Source organism: Arthrobacter sp. WCS2018Hpa-7 (genome assembly GCF_031843805.1).
GTDB lineage: Bacteria > Actinomycetota > Actinomycetes > Actinomycetales > Micrococcaceae > Arthrobacter.
On the sequence record NZ_JAVTJB010000021.1, the window covers coordinates 1 to 14,719 of the forward strand.

At 64.3% G+C, this 14,719-nt stretch carries 13 protein-coding genes; 6 read left to right on the plus strand and 7 right to left on the minus strand.

Annotation, left to right across the window (positions count from 1 at the left end; translation table 11 throughout):
* Positions 1 to 111: 111 nt before the first annotated feature.
* Together RQH14_RS18570 and RQH14_RS18575 are read right to left on the minus strand one after the other, a co-directional pair.
* A complete protein-coding gene (locus RQH14_RS18570) occupies positions 112 to 1,527 on the minus strand; it encodes an MFS transporter (protein ID WP_311214613.1) in 1,416 nt (471 codons plus the stop codon).
* Positions 1,524 to 2,054, minus strand: a complete 531-nt coding sequence (locus RQH14_RS18575; RefSeq protein ID WP_311214614.1) for a helix-turn-helix domain-containing protein — start codon at positions 2,052 to 2,054, stop codon at positions 1,524 to 1,526. Before RQH14_RS18575 ends, RQH14_RS18570 begins: the two co-directional genes overlap by 4 nt.
* A 201-nt stretch (positions 2,055 to 2,255) precedes the next feature.
* Here RQH14_RS18575 and RQH14_RS23170 point away from each other — a divergent pair, with 201 nt between their 5' ends.
* Together RQH14_RS23170 and RQH14_RS18585 are read left to right on the plus strand one after the other, a co-directional pair.
* Positions 2,256 to 2,936, plus strand: a complete 681-nt coding sequence (locus RQH14_RS23170) for a hypothetical protein (protein WP_396136330.1) — start codon at positions 2,256 to 2,258, stop codon at positions 2,934 to 2,936.
* 127 nt (positions 2,937 to 3,063) lie between these two features.
* Entirely contained in the window at positions 3,064 to 5,229 is a 2,166-nt protein-coding gene (locus RQH14_RS18585) for a phosphocholine-specific phospholipase C (RefSeq protein ID WP_311214615.1), read from the plus strand.
* 99 nt (positions 5,230 to 5,328) lie between these two features.
* Here RQH14_RS18585 and RQH14_RS18590 read toward each other — a convergent pair whose 3' ends face one another.
* The 4 genes from RQH14_RS18590 to RQH14_RS18605 form a co-directional block, all read right to left on the minus strand.
* Positions 5,329 to 6,582: a glycosyltransferase 87 family protein gene (locus tag RQH14_RS18590; RefSeq protein ID WP_311214616.1), complete on the minus strand. Its 1,254-nt coding sequence runs from the start codon at positions 6,580 to 6,582 to the stop codon at positions 5,329 to 5,331.
* Between the two features lie 4 nt (positions 6,583 to 6,586).
* Positions 6,587 to 7,756 carry a cystathionine gamma-synthase gene (locus RQH14_RS18595; RefSeq protein WP_311214617.1) on the minus strand — a complete coding sequence of 390 codons (1,170 nt, stop codon included), beginning with the start codon at positions 7,754 to 7,756 and terminating at the stop codon, positions 6,587 to 6,589.
* A gap of 62 nt (positions 7,757 to 7,818) precedes the next feature.
* On the minus strand, positions 7,819 to 9,204 hold the full coding sequence (locus RQH14_RS18600; RefSeq protein ID WP_311214618.1) for a cystathionine beta-synthase: 1,386 nt from the start codon (positions 9,202 to 9,204) through the stop codon (positions 7,819 to 7,821).
* 50 nt (positions 9,205 to 9,254) lie between these two features.
* Positions 9,255 to 9,647, minus strand: a complete 393-nt coding sequence (locus tag RQH14_RS18605) for a VOC family protein (RefSeq protein WP_311214619.1) — start codon at positions 9,645 to 9,647, stop codon at positions 9,255 to 9,257.
* Positions 9,648 to 9,777: 130 nt separating this feature from the next.
* Here RQH14_RS18605 and RQH14_RS18610 point away from each other — a divergent pair, with 130 nt between their 5' ends.
* From RQH14_RS18610 to RQH14_RS18620, 3 genes are all read left to right on the plus strand, one after another.
* A complete protein-coding gene (locus tag RQH14_RS18610; RefSeq protein ID WP_311214620.1) occupies positions 9,778 to 10,749 on the plus strand; it encodes a 3-methyladenine DNA glycosylase in 972 nt (323 codons plus the stop codon).
* A 103-nt stretch (positions 10,750 to 10,852) separates the two neighbouring features.
* Positions 10,853 to 11,821, plus strand: a complete 969-nt coding sequence (locus RQH14_RS18615) for an ATP-binding cassette domain-containing protein (RefSeq protein WP_089595872.1) — start codon at positions 10,853 to 10,855, stop codon at positions 11,819 to 11,821.
* Positions 11,821 to 12,633 (plus strand): ABC transporter permease, encoded by an 813-nt coding sequence (locus RQH14_RS18620; protein ID WP_311214621.1) that lies wholly within the window; start codon positions 11,821 to 11,823, stop codon positions 12,631 to 12,633. The genes RQH14_RS18615 and RQH14_RS18620 overlap by 1 nt, the downstream gene beginning before the upstream one ends.
* A gap of 39 nt (positions 12,634 to 12,672) precedes the next feature.
* Here RQH14_RS18620 and RQH14_RS18625 read toward each other — a convergent pair whose 3' ends face one another.
* A complete protein-coding gene (locus RQH14_RS18625) occupies positions 12,673 to 14,349 on the minus strand; it encodes an AMP-binding protein (protein ID WP_311214622.1) in 1,677 nt (558 codons plus the stop codon).
* Between the two features lie 83 nt (positions 14,350 to 14,432).
* Here RQH14_RS18625 and RQH14_RS18630 point away from each other — a divergent pair, with 83 nt between their 5' ends.
* Positions 14,433 to 14,711 (plus strand): putative quinol monooxygenase, encoded by a 279-nt coding sequence (locus RQH14_RS18630; RefSeq protein WP_062073318.1) that lies wholly within the window; start codon positions 14,433 to 14,435, stop codon positions 14,709 to 14,711.
* Positions 14,712 to 14,719: the final 8 nt, after the last annotated feature.

A 14,719-nucleotide genomic window follows, 5' to 3' on the forward strand; every position in this document is an offset into this window, starting at 1 on the left:
CGCAGAGCGGGCCCCACAACAGGCTCAACCCCACGTTGTGGGGCCTGTTTTGCGTCCTTCCCGGTCGGGTTGGCACGCAGAGCGGGCCCCACAACTTTCAGGAATGCAGTGTCAGGCAACCGCCACAGGTTCCTTCTTCACGGCGTCCTTGCGGATGGTGGCACTGATGACCGCAGCCACCGTGCACATGGCAGCCGCACCCAGCCATGCGTAGTTGTAATGACCGGTGGCATCCCGGATGAATCCGGCCAGGAGTGCTGCCACTGCGGCTCCGAGCTGGTGCGCCGCGAAGACCCAGCCGAACACTACGGAACCGTCCGCGCCGAACACTGACCGGCAAATCGCGGCGGTGGGAGGCACGGTGGCTACCCAGTCGAGCCCGTAGACCACCACGAAGATGATCATGCTCGGCTCCACGGACGAACCCAGCAGCAACGGCAGCACCAGCAATCCGATCCCCCGGAATTGGTAGTACACCGCCAGCAAGACCTTGGGGTTGAAACGGTCAGTCAGCCAGCCGGAAGCAATGGTCCCCACGATGTCGAAAATCCCGACGACGGCCAACAAGCCCGCCGCTGTGGTCTCGGGCATGCCGTGATCATGCGCCGAGGGAATAAAGTGCGTGCCGATCAGCCCATTGGTGGTTGCTCCACAGATCGCGAAGCCCGCCGCCAAAGCCCAGAAGGTGCGGACTTTGCTGGCCCGTTTGAGGACCTGCAGGGCACGGACAGCCGCATTGGCGGAATCCCCCGTCGCCGTCACGGTCGACGCGACCCCAGCGGCAGGCGTGCGGTCCGGCGTCGTGGTTGACCCGGCGTCGGCTGCTTGAGTGTCAGCCTCGGGCGCACGGGGTTCCCGCGCGACGGGTTCCTCGGCGCCGTACGGCAAGACCCCGACGTCGGCGGGTGAGTTTCGCAGCCAGCGCAGCACCAGCGGGACCACGGCGAGCGCACCGGCGGCGATGAGGAGCGAGGCCCCGCGCCACCCCGGGTTCTGGGCGAGGGCGGCGATGAAGGGAAGGAACACCAGCTGCCCGGCGGCGCTGCCGGCGGTCAGTATCCCGATCACCAGTCCACGGCTTTTGGCGAACCAGGTGTTGGCGATGGTGGCTGCGAACACGAGGGCCATGGAGCCTGTGCCCAGACCGATCAGCAGTCCCCAGGTCAGCAGGATCTGCCAGGACTGGTTCACGAACACGGTGAGGGCCGAGCCAAGGCCGATCAGGCACAGCGCCAGTGACGTGACCTTGCGGATGCCGAAGCGTTCCATGAGCGCTGCCGCGAACGGCGCCGTCAGTCCAAACAGGACCAGGTTGATGCTGACGGCAAGCGACAACACCGTGGTTGACCAGCCGAACTCCTTCTGAAGCGGGACCATGAGCACGCCGGGTGCCGCACGGAAGCCGGCTGCCCCCACCAAAGCAAGGAATGCCACGGCTGCCACGATCCAGGCGGGGTGGAGTCGTCGGCGCTTGCCGGTGGGAGCACCCGCTGGCTTGGCCTGGACTGTCTTTTCGGGCGGGGTCATGCGGGGATCTCCGTTTCAGGGGAAGCAGGGATGCGGGTTTCCGGCGCGACGGCCAGTGGCAGCGGATGCTCGCTGCGCGTAAAGCTGTGCCAGCTGGTGTTGGCTGCGGTCAGGTTGGTGCCGCAGTGAATGCAGGTATCGGCTGAAGATGTGGCTTGACCGCAGTCTGTGTGGACCACCTTCATGTGGGACACCTCGGTGGGTGCGTCCAAGTTCTTCTCGGCCCAAATGATGATGGCGTTCAAGACGGGCAGCGCATCCTCGCCGCTGGGGGTGAGGACGTATTCCTGCCGGGTGCGGGTGCCGTCGTGATAGGGGCGCTGGGTCAGCAGTCCTGCCTCCACCAGCCAGCCAAGCCGTTTGCTCAGGACGTTGTCCGCAACCTCCAGGCGCTGCTTAATGGCCTCGTACCGGCCGTTGCCGAAGAAGATTTCGCGGAGAACCAGGCTCCCCCATGGATCGCCAAGGACGTCGAGGCCACGGGCCAGGCTGCACGTGCGGGCGGACCAGTCAGAGCGAAGAGGCATGGGGTCAAAGTAGCTGACTTTTCTAAAGAAAGCTACGGCGTCATGCTTTCATGACGGGGCAACCAAGTAGTGCACGCCGGAAAGACGAGTATCCGCACCCGGTTCATATCGGCCCGGGAGTTCCTACAATCGAAAGTGTCTGGGGATTCCTGAATATCCGTTCCGGCTGTCACAGCGGATCCACTCCCGCTTGGAGTTCCCATGACTCTGCAGGGCGAACCACAACCGCACACCACTCCCCAGCCAGGCCCTGCCCTCCGGTCCCGCAGGACGCTGTTCCGGCCCCATAAGGCACCTCCCTGGTCCCGCAGGGCAGAGCCGGTCGGTACCGTGAAGGCCTTGGTGCTGGCCGGCGCCATGATCGCAGCCATCGCCATGACACCGCCACTCTCCGGTCAAGGAGCACCTTGGAGCCCGGTACGGCCTTCCGGGTTGGCTCTTGGCCCCGACGCCGTAACCTTCCAGCGCCAGGCGGCACCCGCCGTCGTGAATCCTCTGGCTGGGCAGCCCACGCCCGGCAACGAGTCGGTTCTTCACCTGCCCGGCAGCCGCGGCGAATGGACCATAGACGTTGCCGGATCGGGCGGCCAGGAACTGGTGGATGCGTGCATCGGTCCGGTCCACTACACCCCCACCGATGCCTTCGCGGTGTTCATCACTGAGCACGACTACTGCGGTGGATGGGACCGGTTCTCCGGCATCGACGTTGGTCAAAGAGTCACACTGGCAGGCTTTGGAACGTACACGGTGCATGCGCGGGGACAGGTACCTCTGGGCGGTACCACCAGTGACGTCGCGGCAGTTTTCGGCGGCTTCCCCAAGGCCGTATTGCAGACCTGCATCCCGGGTACCAGCCAGATGCTGGTGATAGCCCTCAACTAGGCGTGGGCTGAGCTGCTGGAGTGTGATCTGCGCGACACGCCCCGCCGGTTTGCCCCTGTTTCACCCGGGGTTCATCCGGGCTGCTTAGGCTTACCCGGTCACCTCTGACCACGAAAGGCACCCCTGAATGTCCTCGAATTCCCCTGAAATGGTTAATCGTTCAACCGAAGCGGCGGGCCTCTCCCGCCGAGGCTTCCTCGGCACGGCAGCTGCAGCGACGGCGCTTGCGGCCACCGGGTCCCTCCTGCCGCCATCGGTACAGGCCGCCATGGCCAAACCTGTCCCGCCGGGAAGCCTGCAGTCCATCAAGCACGTGATTGTGCTGATGCAGGAAAACCGCTCCTTCGACCACTACTTCGGATCACTGCGTGGTGTCCGCGGCTACGGAGACAAAGCCGTCGCCCGCCTCCGAAGCGGCAAATCCATGTTCGAGCAGCCGCGTGCCACGGGCGAAACCGTGCTGCCGTTCTCCCTGCGCAAGGCAGCCGAGCTCGCGGGGAGGCCCGGCACCGACATCCAGTACCTGGGCGATCTGGACCACTCCTTCAATGGCACCACCACGGCCTGGAGCAGCGGCTGGTGCGATCAGTGGATCCCCGCCAAGAGCGCTTCCACCATGACGTTCTACGAGCGCCAGGACATTCCCCTGCAATACGAACTCGCGGACACTTTCACCATCTGCGACGCCTACCACTGCTCTGTCAATGGCTCCACCAATCCCAACCGCAACTATCTCTGGAGCGGCACCACGGGCAACGAGCCCGCCAGCACCAAGCGTGCCGTCACCAACGCGGCGTACGGCTACGACCACGGCGGCTACGACTGGACCACCTACCCTGAGCGACTGGAAGAGTCGGGCGTTTCCTGGAAGATCTATCAGGACTGGGACAACTTCACGGACAACGCCGTGGAGTACTTCACCACGTTCAAGGCGATCGGCCGCAAGATGCTTGCTTCCGTGGAAGGAAACCTCCGCACCACCGAAGAGTTCTACGACCACCTTCAGGGCAAAACACCCGCTGAGCAGGACCGTCTCCTTGCCCAATTGGAGCAGGGCCGTGCCGCCCTCACAGAAACCGAACGGGCACTGTTCGACAAAGCCATGTGGCGCGGCCGTCCGGACACCCTCCTTGAACGCCTCAGCACAGACATCACCGGCGGTACCTTGCCGCAGGTCAGCTGGCTTGTGCCGTCAGCGGCCGATTCCGAGCACCCTGGGGCCTCAACACCGGTGGGCAGCGCGAACTTCGTGTACCGCTTGCTGGATACAGTGGCCAGCAACCCGGACACGTGGGACAGCACGGCGATTTTCCTGAACTTCGACGAAAACGATGGCTACTTCGACCACGTCCCGCCGCCCGTCCAGCCGCGTCCGGCGTCGGGCGAGTCCACCGACTGGACCACCGCCAGGCCCATCGGCCTCGGACCGCGTGTGCCCATGACGGTCGTTTCACCTTGGACAGTGGGCGGTTACGTCAGCTCGGAAGTGTTCGACCACACCTCCGTGCTGCGCTTCCTGGAGCGCTGGACCGGCGTTGAGGAACCGAATATTTCCCCGTGGCGCCGCGAAGTCTGCGGTGACCTGACCGGCGTCTTCAACTTCACCTCCCCGGGCACGCCGCCCGTCCTTGACCACCCGGGTGCAGTGCCGGCCAAGATCAGCCGCTGGCGCCCGAATCCCCCGGCCGTGCAGGTGGCCCCGATCCAGGAAACCGGCAGCCGCCCGGCCCGCCCGCTCCCCTACCGGCCGCAGGTTTCGGCCGCAGTACAGTCCGGCACAGTACAGTCCGGCACAGGTGCCGGCGCGCTGACGCTGACCCTGACGAACAAGGGAACCCGGCCCACCCACTTCACGGTGTACGGCTACGCCGGCGAGGTCACCGAACCCCGTCACGTGGACGTGCTCGGAAGCCAGAAGGTGGACTTCCCCGTCAACTCCGGCGCTTTCGACGTCGTCGTCACCGGCCCCAACCGGTACCAGTACGAACTGCAAGGCACGACGACGGGTGCCGCGTCCGGCGTCGACGTCACCGTGACAGGGCGCCGCGGCAGGAAGTCCGTGGAACTGGAAGTGCGCAACAACGGCACGGCAACAGTGACCGTGCAGCTGGAGTCCCTGCAGTACGCAGAGAACAACCAGACCGTGAAGCTGAAGGCCGGGCACACCAGGAAGATTGGCTGGGACACCCTGGAAGGTTGGTACGATCTCCAGCTCACCTCGGCCGATGATGAGTCGTTCAGGAGGCGCTTGACCGGACGTGAGGAGGACGGCCGGGAGGGTATTTCAGGCTAGGCGCTTATGGAGATCCGGCCCTTGTCCGCCCCACCCACCGTAAAGCGGTGAGGAGGGCGGACAAGGGCTGGATTCATCGGTTCGTGGAGGGCCCGCGGGCTATTTCCGGGTCCGGGAGGGATGGTATGCCACGGCCCAGTAGACCAGCATGGCAATCCCGCACACCACGCCAAGGCTGGAAATCATGAGCTGCCATTGGGTCTGCGGGTCCTTGCCCCACTCGGCCGCGCCGGCCCAGACTGCAAGGTTCTTCGGAGTCATGAAGAAGGCGACGGTGGAACAGGCGACGATCACCCATCCGGCGGTGCGCATCCGGCCGGAACGTGAAGGTACCCGGTGCATGGCGAAGGCCATGCTGGGGAGCGCGACGGCGACCCACACCCAGTGGTGGGACCAGGAGACCGGACTGATCAAGAGCATCAGGATGGCACTGGCCGATACTGCGATGAAGTTCTCGTCAGCTTCCACGGCCCACTTAATGATGAGCCCCGCCAGGACCACCAGCCCCAGGGACAGAACCATCCACACCACATTGGTGAGGGAAGAGTCCGGCATACCGAAATGCAGCAGCAGGCCCTTGAGGGAGAGGTTGTCAACGTACGCCGGTCCGCCAATACGGCCGGTGTCGGGCAGGATCTTGGTCCAGAAGTCCATGGAAGCCTGCGGCAGCACAGCCCAGGCAAACGCAATGGATCCGAAGAAGCCTGCAGCCATCCAACCGAGGGCTTTGAAGTCGCGGCGCACCAGGAAGTACAAACCAAACGCCAGCGGCGTGAGCTTCACCCCGGCAGCCAAGCCAATCAGGAGGCCTGCCGGCCAACGGATTTCGCCTGCACGGACTTTCCCATACAGGGCGAAGTCAGCCAGGATGACGCCCATCAGGATGATGTTGATCTGCCCGAAGACGAAGGTATCCCGCCAAGGCCCGAGCAACAGGATGGCCCCTGCTCCCACCAAGGCTGTGGTCCGGAACCGGTAATCGGCAAACGCTGAGCGCCAGCCCGTCAAGCCGAAGTAGTGCCGTGCCAGCCATGCAGCAACCACTCCTGCACCCACCAAGGCAGCGAGGATGAACACCAGGCTGCTGGCGAAGAAGCCCATGGCCGCCAAGCCCGTAAAGAGGAGCGCGGCGAACGGCGGGTAGGTAAACGGCAGGCCCTCCCGAACAGCGTAGAGATCGCCGCCTTCCAGGACTTTGCCACCGCCGTAGAAGTAGACCTCAAAGTCGTTCAGTGCCGGCTCGTAGTCCGTGTAGAGGAACCACACCGCCACGGCGAGGGTCAGCGCACCCGCCACGGTGAGAATCCAGCCCCGCTGCGTGGTGGAAGCCACCGTGTGTGAAGGAGAAGCCACAGTGTCAGCCGTTACTGATCTTGGCAAAGGCCTGCTCAAGGTCGGCGATCAGGTCCTCGGCTTCCTCGATCCCGCAGGAAAGGCGCAGGAGGTTGACCGGAACCGCCAGTTCGGTGCCCTTCACGGAGGCGTGGGTCATCTCCGACGGGTAGTTCATCAGGGACTCGATGCCCCCCAGGGATTCCGCCAGCGTGAACACCGACGTGGATTCGGCGACCGTGCGTGCCGCAGACTCGCCACCCTTGAACTGCACGGAGACCATGCCGCCGAACTTCTTCATCTGCTTCGCTGCAAGCTCGTGTCCGGGGTGGTCCGGGAGGCCCGGGTAGAGCACCGCTTCCACCTCGGGACGCTGCAGCAGCCATTCAGCCACTGCCTGGCCGTTGTCGCTGTGACGGTCCATACGAACGCCGAGTGTCTTCAGTCCGCGGGTGGTGAGGAAAGCATCCATGGGACCGGAAACCGCGCCCACCGCGAACTGGATGAAGCCGATCTTCTCTGCCAGCTCATCGTCCTTGACCACGATCGCGCCACCCACAACGTCGGAGTGGCCGCCGATGTACTTGGTGGTGGAGTGGACCACCACGTCAGCGCCCAAGGCGAGCGGGGTCTGCAAGTAGGGAGACGCGAAGGTGTTGTCCACCACCAGGAGGGCACCGGCGTCGTGCGCTACAGCGGCGAGGGCCTCAATGTCGGTGATCTTCATCATCGGGTTGGACGGCGTCTCCACCCAGACGATCCTGGTGTTGTTCGCGGCGACGGCTGCTGCCACGGCGTCGAGGTCCGACATGTCCACGGGAGTGTTGCCGATACCCCAGTCGCCCAGGACCCGGTTGATCAGGCGGTAGGTGCCACCGTAGGCGTCATTGCCAAGGACGATATGGTCACCGGGGCGGGCGATCGCACGGATCAGCGAGTCCTCGGCAGCCAGGCCCGAACCGAAGGAAAACGCTGCGGTACCACCTTCGAGGGCGGCCAGCTGCTCCTGGAGGGCGTCGCGGGTCGGGTTGCCGCCACGACCGTACTCGTACCCGGACCGCAGGTTGCCGATACCGTCCTGGGCGTAGGTGGAGCTGAAGTGCAGCGGCGGCACCACAGCACCGGTCCGGGGTTCGAAGGCCTGTCCGGCGTGGACGGCGCGCGTGTTGAACCCGGCGTTGTTGGTGGCAGACATGGAAGCTCCTCTTGGGTCGTTGGACGATTGGACAGGGGCCGGGGTTGGACCGGCGCCGGCGCCTAGTTGCTCAGGTACGCCAGAAGGTCGTGGCGCGTCAGGATACCTACCGGGGCGCCCACGAAGGTCACCATGACGGTATCGACGTCGGACAGCAGCTCGCGCGCGGCAGAAATGGTTTCCAGCGAGCCGATCACGGGGAGGCGCTCCCCCATGTGCTCGGAGATCATGTCCGTCAGCTTCGCTTCGCCACGGAACAGTTTGCTGGTAAGGCTTCGCTCATCCACGGCTCCCATGACCTCGCCCATCACTACGGGTGGTTCCTGTGAGAGGACCGGGATGTGGGAGACGCCGAATTCGTTCATGATGTTGATGACATCGCGGACGGTCTCGTTGGGGTGGATGTGGACCAGGTCCGGCATCTCGCCTGTCTTGGACTTGAGGACCTCACCCACGGAGGACTCTTCACCGCCGGAGAGGAAGCCGTAAGAGCGCATCCACTGGTCGTTGAAGATCTTGGCCAGGTAGCCGCGGCCGGAATCCGGGAGGATCACCACCACTACAGCTGACTCATCCAGGTCCTTGGCAGCCTGCAGTGCAGCCACCACGGCCATTCCGGACGAGCCGCCCACCAGGAGGCCCTCCTCGCGGGCAAGGCGGCGTGTCATGGAGAAAGAGTCGGCATCGGAGACGGCAAGGACGGCATCCGGAACGGAGGGGTCGTAGTTGCCGGGCCACATGTCCTCACCCACTCCTTCCACGAAGTAGGGCCGGCCGGTGCCGCCTGAGTACACCGAACCTTCCGGGTCCGCGCCGATGATCTTGACCCGGCCGCCGTCGGACTCTGCACGGTCCGCGGAGACTTCCTTGAGGAAGCGGCCGGTGCCGGTGATGGTGCCGCCTGTTCCGGCGCCGATGACCACGTGCGTGACCCGGCCGTCGGTGTCCTGCCAGATTTCCGGGCCTGTGGACTCGTAGTGGCTGCCGGGGGCGGCGGGGTTGGAGAACTGGTCCGGCTTGAAGGCACCCGGGATTTCGCTGACGAGGCGGTCCGAAACGCCGTAGTAGCTTTGCGGGCTGTCAGGGGCCACGGACGTGGGTGTAACCACTACCTCGGCTCCGTACGCCTGCAGGACGGCACGCTTGTCCTCGCCCACCTTGTCCGGCACAACGAAGATGCACTTGTAGCCCTTTTGCTGGGCTACCAGCGCCAAACCCACTCCGGTGTTGCCCGACGTCGGCTCTACGATGGTTCCGCCCGGCTGGAGCCGGCCGTCCTTTTCGGCATCCTCGATCATCTTCACGGCGATCCGGTCCTTGATGGATCCGCCGGGATTAACATATTCGAGCTTCACCAAAACGGTGGCTTTGATGCCCTCCGTGACGTGGTTGAGCTTGATGAGCGGCGTATTGCCGATGAGGTCCAAGACGGACTGGGCGTACTTCATAGGTACAAAGTTACCGCCTGCCACGTGCGGGGCTTGCTTCGGCCATCTGGCTACGTGCCGGCGGAGGTGTCGGTCTGCCACACACCCAGGACGTTGCCCTCAGTGTCCTTGAAATAGGCATACCAGCCCATGGTGGGGACGGCGTCCTTGGCCTGGACCACGCTGCCACCAGCGGACTCCACCTGCGCGAGGGCAGCATCGATGTCCTCCACATCCAGAGTGAGGATGGGTGTCTTCAGCGCGTCCGTCCGCGGGAACAGGGCCCCGTTGATGGCTCCGGGCTCCTTCGGCGTGCCGGTCTGTTCGTCGGAGGGTGCCGTGATGGCAATGGTGTAGTCCATCCCTTGCATGGGGCTGAGGTTCCAGCCGAAGGCGCTTTCGTAGAAGGTGTTGGCACGGTCTTTGTCGTCCGTAGGAATCTCGAAATGCACTGTTGCGGCCACGATTCGCGCTCCTTGTTCCTGGGATGTGGCGCGGCCCACCCACGCCACATCAGGGAGTCTAGACCCGGGCGGCCGCTGCCGTAAGGGGTTCGGCCAGCAGATTGTCAGCCGGACGTGGGACCATGAAAACATGACCATCGCAGACGCCCCGCCCGTTGTTGCGGCCGCGGCAGACGCAGCCGTCAGGTGGCATCCGGGCGGTTCCTTCCGCTTGGACCAGACCATGTTTCCGCTGATGCGCGGCAACGCCGATCCGTCGTTCGCCAGCCACACCAACGGTTCCTGGATGGCCTTCACCGCAGCTTCGGGTCCGGTCACGGTGAGGCTTTCCGCAGGCGGTTTGGGCGCTGATTCGTTTGTGGACGCCCAGGCTTGGGGGCCCGGGGCCCAGGACGGAATCGCTGGAGTGCCGCGCTTGCTGGGCGCCCATGACGATTGGTCGGCCTTCGACGAGCCCGCTTTCCATGCCACGCTCCCGCGGCGTGTCACAGAAGCACGACGCCGGAACCTGGCCCTGCGGCTGCCCTCCACCGGGCGCGTGGTTGACTCCCTGGTGCCCACCATTTTGGAGCAAAAGGTCACCACCTTGGAGGCACGTCGAGGGTACCGGTACTTGATGTACCGCTACGGAACACCCGCCCCGGGTAGGGCCCCCACGGGGCTGTTGGTTCCTCCTACCGCCAGGGAATGGCTGGCCATCCCGTCGTGGGAGTGGCACAAAGCCGGGGTTGGACCACAGCGCTCGGCGACGGTGATGCGGGCGCTGCAGTCCGCCGTCGCGCTTGAACGGCTTGCCGGCCTGGACCCAGCGCAGGCGAGCGCCCGGATGCAAACCATCCCGGGGATCGGGATCTGGACGGCGTCCGAGGTGGTCCAACGGACGCACGGCTGCCCGGACTCGATTTCCGTGGGCGACTACCACTTGGCCTCGTACGTGGGCTACGCCCTGACGGGGCAGACAACGGATGACGCCGGCATGCTGGAACTGCTGGAACCGTGGCGCGGGCAGAGGCAGCGGCTGGTCAGGATGCTCTATGTGAGCGGCTTCCGCAAACCCACTTTCGGGCCACGGATGACCGTTCAGGATCATCGCCGGCACTGACTTTTCATTGCGGACGGGAGCTGTCCGCAGAGTCGTGGACTGGCCGAAGGCGCGGGTATAGCGTGACGTCTACGAGCCATCACCAGCCCTCCTTGGAGCCACCGTGATCCACACCAAAAAACTCACCAAGACGTTCACCGTGAAGAAGGAAACCGTAGAGGCCGTCAAGGGCGTGGACATTGACGTCGGGCCGGGAGAACTGGTCGCCTTCCTTGGTCCCAACGGGGCCGGCAAATCCACCACCTTGCGCATGCTCACCACCCTGCTGAAGCCCACCTCCGGGTCGGCCACCGTTGCGGGCGTGGACGTCGCCAAGGACCCTGCCGGCGTTCGGGCTCGGATCGGCTACATCGGCCAGGGCAACGGCGGCGGCCACAGCTACCGCGTGATCGACGAACTCATCATGCAGGGCCGCTTCTACGGAATGAACACCACCGATGCCAAGGCACGCGCCGAAACCCTCATGGCATCCTTGGACCTGGCCGACCTCGCCAAACGCACCGTCATCAAGCTCTCGGGCGGCCAACGCCGCCGCATGGACGTTGCGTTGGGATTGATGCACTCCCCCGGGTTGCTGTTCCTTGATGAGCCGTCCACCGGAATGGACCCACAGAACCGAGCCAATCTGTGGGAGCACATCATGCGGATGCGCGAGGAACACGGGACCACCATCGTGCTCACCACGCATTACATGGACGAAGCCGATTCGATGTCGGAGCGCGTGATCGTGATCGACCACGGCACCATCATCGCGGACGATACCGCTTCCCGGCTCAAGGCGAACCTGGCCGGAGACCTGATGGCCGTGGAAGTTGCGGCCGGTTCCGCGTCTGAAGTCCGCGGCCTGTTGGGCCGGGCCGCCGCCGAGGGCGACATCCAGGAAAATGCGTACGACGGCGTGGTCCGCTTCCGCCTTCGGCTGGCTCACGGTTCCCGGCTGGCGCCCGGGTTGTTGAAGGACATGCATGACGCCGGTGCTCCCGCCCAGTCGCTGGAGTTGAAACCACCAACGCTGGACGACGTTTTCCTGGAACTCACTGGCCGCAGCCTGCGGGAAGGAGCTGAAGTCTGATGATTGAACAAGCCGTGGCGCCAGGAGTTGCCGTGCAAAAACGAGGTGCCGGAAGCATCGTGACGGACACCTGGTTCGTGTTCTGGCGGGAGATGCTGCTGCCCCTGAGGGATCCGTTCTCGCTGATTTTCTCCCTCATCCAACCGCTGGTTTTCCTGGGTCTCTTCGGTCCGCTCCTGGGTGCGGCCGTAGGTGCCCCGGCCTTCGGCGGCCAGTCCACCCTCCAGTGGTTCCTGCCGGGCGTGGTGGTGATGATCGCCCTGTTCGGTACCTCCATGACCGGGTCCAACCTGCAGTATGAGCTGATGACCGGCTCCTATGAACGGATCCTGGCCACCCCACTGTCCCGGTCCTCGCTCATGATCGGCCGGGCCCTGAAGGAGTGGGCTCCCTTGGTGGTGCAGGGCCTGCTCATCTCCGTGGTGTGCATTCCGTTTGGCTTCGTGTTCCACCCCCTGCATGTGCTGCTGGGGTTGGTGATCCTGGGCATTTTCGGCATCGGACTCGGCGCGTTGTCCTACGCCTTGGCCTTGGTTTCGCAAAACAAGGAATGGATCTTCTGGGGCGTCCAGCAAACCCTGCTGTTCCCGCTCATGATCCTGTCCGGGATCATGCTCCCCATCGAGGCAGGCCCCGGGTGGATGAAGGTGGCCAGCCTGTTCAACCCCTTGACCTACCTCGTCAACGCCGAACGCGAACTCTTCTCCGGGACCATAGGTATGGACACGTTCTGGGGACTCGTGGCCGCTGTGGTGACTGCCGGCGTCGGACTTGCCGTGGGAATACGGACCATCAGCCGGAACACCAACTAGGCCGCTGCCCCGCCCCAGGGGCGCGGGCGCCAGCGCCTTTTACAGCTGCAGTCGGGACACCGCTTCCTGCCGCATGTCCACCTTCCGTACTTTGCCGGAAACCGTCATGGGGAAGCTGTCGCGTACATCCACGTAGCGGGGAATCTTGTAGTGCGCCAGCTTCCCACGGCAGTACTCGGCCAAGTCCCCGGCGGTCAGGGCCGCAGCACCGGGTTTGAGGATGATGCAAGCCATGAGTTCCTCACCGTACTTGTCATCCGGAACGCCGATCACCTGCACGTCCTGGATGGAGGGATGAAGGTACAGGAATTCCTCGATTTCACGCGGGTAGATGTTCTCGCCGCCACGGATCACCATGTCCTTGATCCGGCCTTCGATCACCAGGTATCCGTCCTCTTCCATGCGGGCGAGGTCGCCGGTGTGCATCCATCCCTCGGCGTCCATCGCTTCGGCAGTCTTGTCCGGCTGCCCCCAATAGCCGCTCATCACCGCATAGCCCCGGGTGCACAGCTCGCCGATCACGCCCCGCTCCACCACCTCTGCCGAACCGGCGTCCACAATGCGGCTCTCCAGGTGCGGCATGGTCCGCCCCACCGTGCTGGTCCGGTGTTCAAGGGTGTCCCCAGCGCGGGTCATGGTGGACACAGGCGAGGTCTCGGTCATGCCATAACAAATGGCGACGTCCACCATGTGCATCTCCTCGATGACCCTGCGCATCACTTCCACGGGACACACCGAGCCGGCCATCACGCCGGTGCGCAGCGTCGAGAGGTCGTAGGAGTCAAAGTCTTCCAAGGCCAGTTCCGCAATGAACATGGTGGGCACCCCGTACAGCGACGTCCCGCCGAAATCCTGCACCGCTTCCAACGCCGCAGACGGACTGAATCCGCGGCTGGGGATGATGGTGGCCGCACCGAAACTGAGCGCGTTCAGGTTCCCGATCACCATGCCGAAGCAGTGGTAGAACGGCACCGGAATCACCACGCGGTCGCGTTCGCTGTAGTTCAGGAGCCGGCCTATTGAGTGTCCGTTGTTGAGGATGTTGTGGTGCGTCAGCGTCGCGCCCTTGGGAAAGCCCGTAGTGCCCGAGGTGTACTGCAGGTTGATGGCGTCGTGAGGGTCCAGTTCGGCCATCCGGTCCTGAACCGCGGAAGGCCCGACGCCGTCAGCCCGGGTCAGGAGCTCGGCGTAGGTGAGTTCGTAGCTGGCTTCCGGTTCGCCCACGATCAGCCCGAGAGCAGGGTCTCCCGGGAGGAAGACGATCTCCCGGAGTTCCGGACAACTTCCTGCCGCATTCCGGGCCATACCCACGTAGTCGCTGTTCTTGTCCGAAGGCGCAGCCACCAGCATCCGCATGCCGTTCTGCTGCACCACGAACTCCAGCTCGTGGCTCCTGTAGGCAGGGTTTACGTTGACCAGGACCGCGCCGACCTTGGCTGTTGCGTACTGCAGGATGGTCCACTCGGCGCAGTTGGGGCTCCAGATGCCGATCCGTTCGCCCTTGGCCACACCGATAGCGAGCAGTGCGCGGGCGAGGCGATTGACGTCGTCGTTCAGTTTTTCGTAGCTCCAGCGGCGGGCGTCACCGCCGGGCGTCGCGGCCGCTTCAATCAGGGCGTCCCGCAAGGGGAATTGCGCGGCGATGCGCTCAAAATTAGCGCCGATGGTCTCTTCGAGCAGCGGGACGTCAGTGTCACCGGCAGTGTAGGACAACATGACGGAACGCTACCAAGGGACGGGGCGCAACAGAACCGTAACCACCTCCAGCGGGGCCGTGTCCTGCCGGTAGGGTTGGATCCATGAGTGCACCCATTGACCTGCAGGCCACGTTCATCCCCAACGACGGCGAATTCTTCCGCGTGAAGCTCGCCTTGGAAATCGCCATCGACGAGGTCGTGAACGAGCCCGGCTGCATCCGCTATGAACTGACCGAGGCCACCGAGGAAAAACTCGTCCTCACGGAGCGCTGGGAATCTGAGGAACTCCTCGAGAAGCACTCCAAGGGCATCGCCGTCCAGGACCTGAACGAGTCCCTCAGCGCCTTGCTGGCTGAGCCCGTCAAGCTCGAACGGCTCTGATCGCCGCA

Coding starts and splice junctions, on each gene's coding strand:
- RQH14_RS18570 (WP_311214613.1), bottom strand. CDS start 1,527: ATGACCCCGCCCGAAAAGACAGTCCAGGCCAAGCCAGCGGGTGCTCCC.
- RQH14_RS18575 (WP_311214614.1), bottom strand. CDS start 2,054: ATGCCTCTTCGCTCTGACTGGTCCGCCCGCACGTGCAGCCTGGCCCGT.
- RQH14_RS23170 (WP_396136330.1), top strand. CDS start 2,256: ATGACTCTGCAGGGCGAACCACAACCGCACACCACTCCCCAGCCAGGC.
- RQH14_RS18585 (WP_311214615.1), top strand. CDS start 3,064: ATGTCCTCGAATTCCCCTGAAATGGTTAATCGTTCAACCGAAGCGGCG.
- RQH14_RS18595 (WP_311214617.1), bottom strand. CDS start 7,756: ATGTCTGCCACCAACAACGCCGGGTTCAACACGCGCGCCGTCCACGCC.
- RQH14_RS18600 (WP_311214618.1), bottom strand. CDS start 9,204: ATGAAGTACGCCCAGTCCGTCTTGGACCTCATCGGCAATACGCCGCTC.
- RQH14_RS18610 (WP_311214620.1), top strand. CDS start 9,778: ATGACCATCGCAGACGCCCCGCCCGTTGTTGCGGCCGCGGCAGACGCA.
- RQH14_RS18620 (WP_311214621.1), top strand. CDS start 11,821: ATGATTGAACAAGCCGTGGCGCCAGGAGTTGCCGTGCAAAAACGAGGT.
- RQH14_RS18625 (WP_311214622.1), bottom strand. CDS start 14,349: ATGTTGTCCTACACTGCCGGTGACACTGACGTCCCGCTGCTCGAAGAG.
- RQH14_RS18630 (WP_062073318.1), top strand. CDS start 14,433: ATGAGTGCACCCATTGACCTGCAGGCCACGTTCATCCCCAACGACGGC.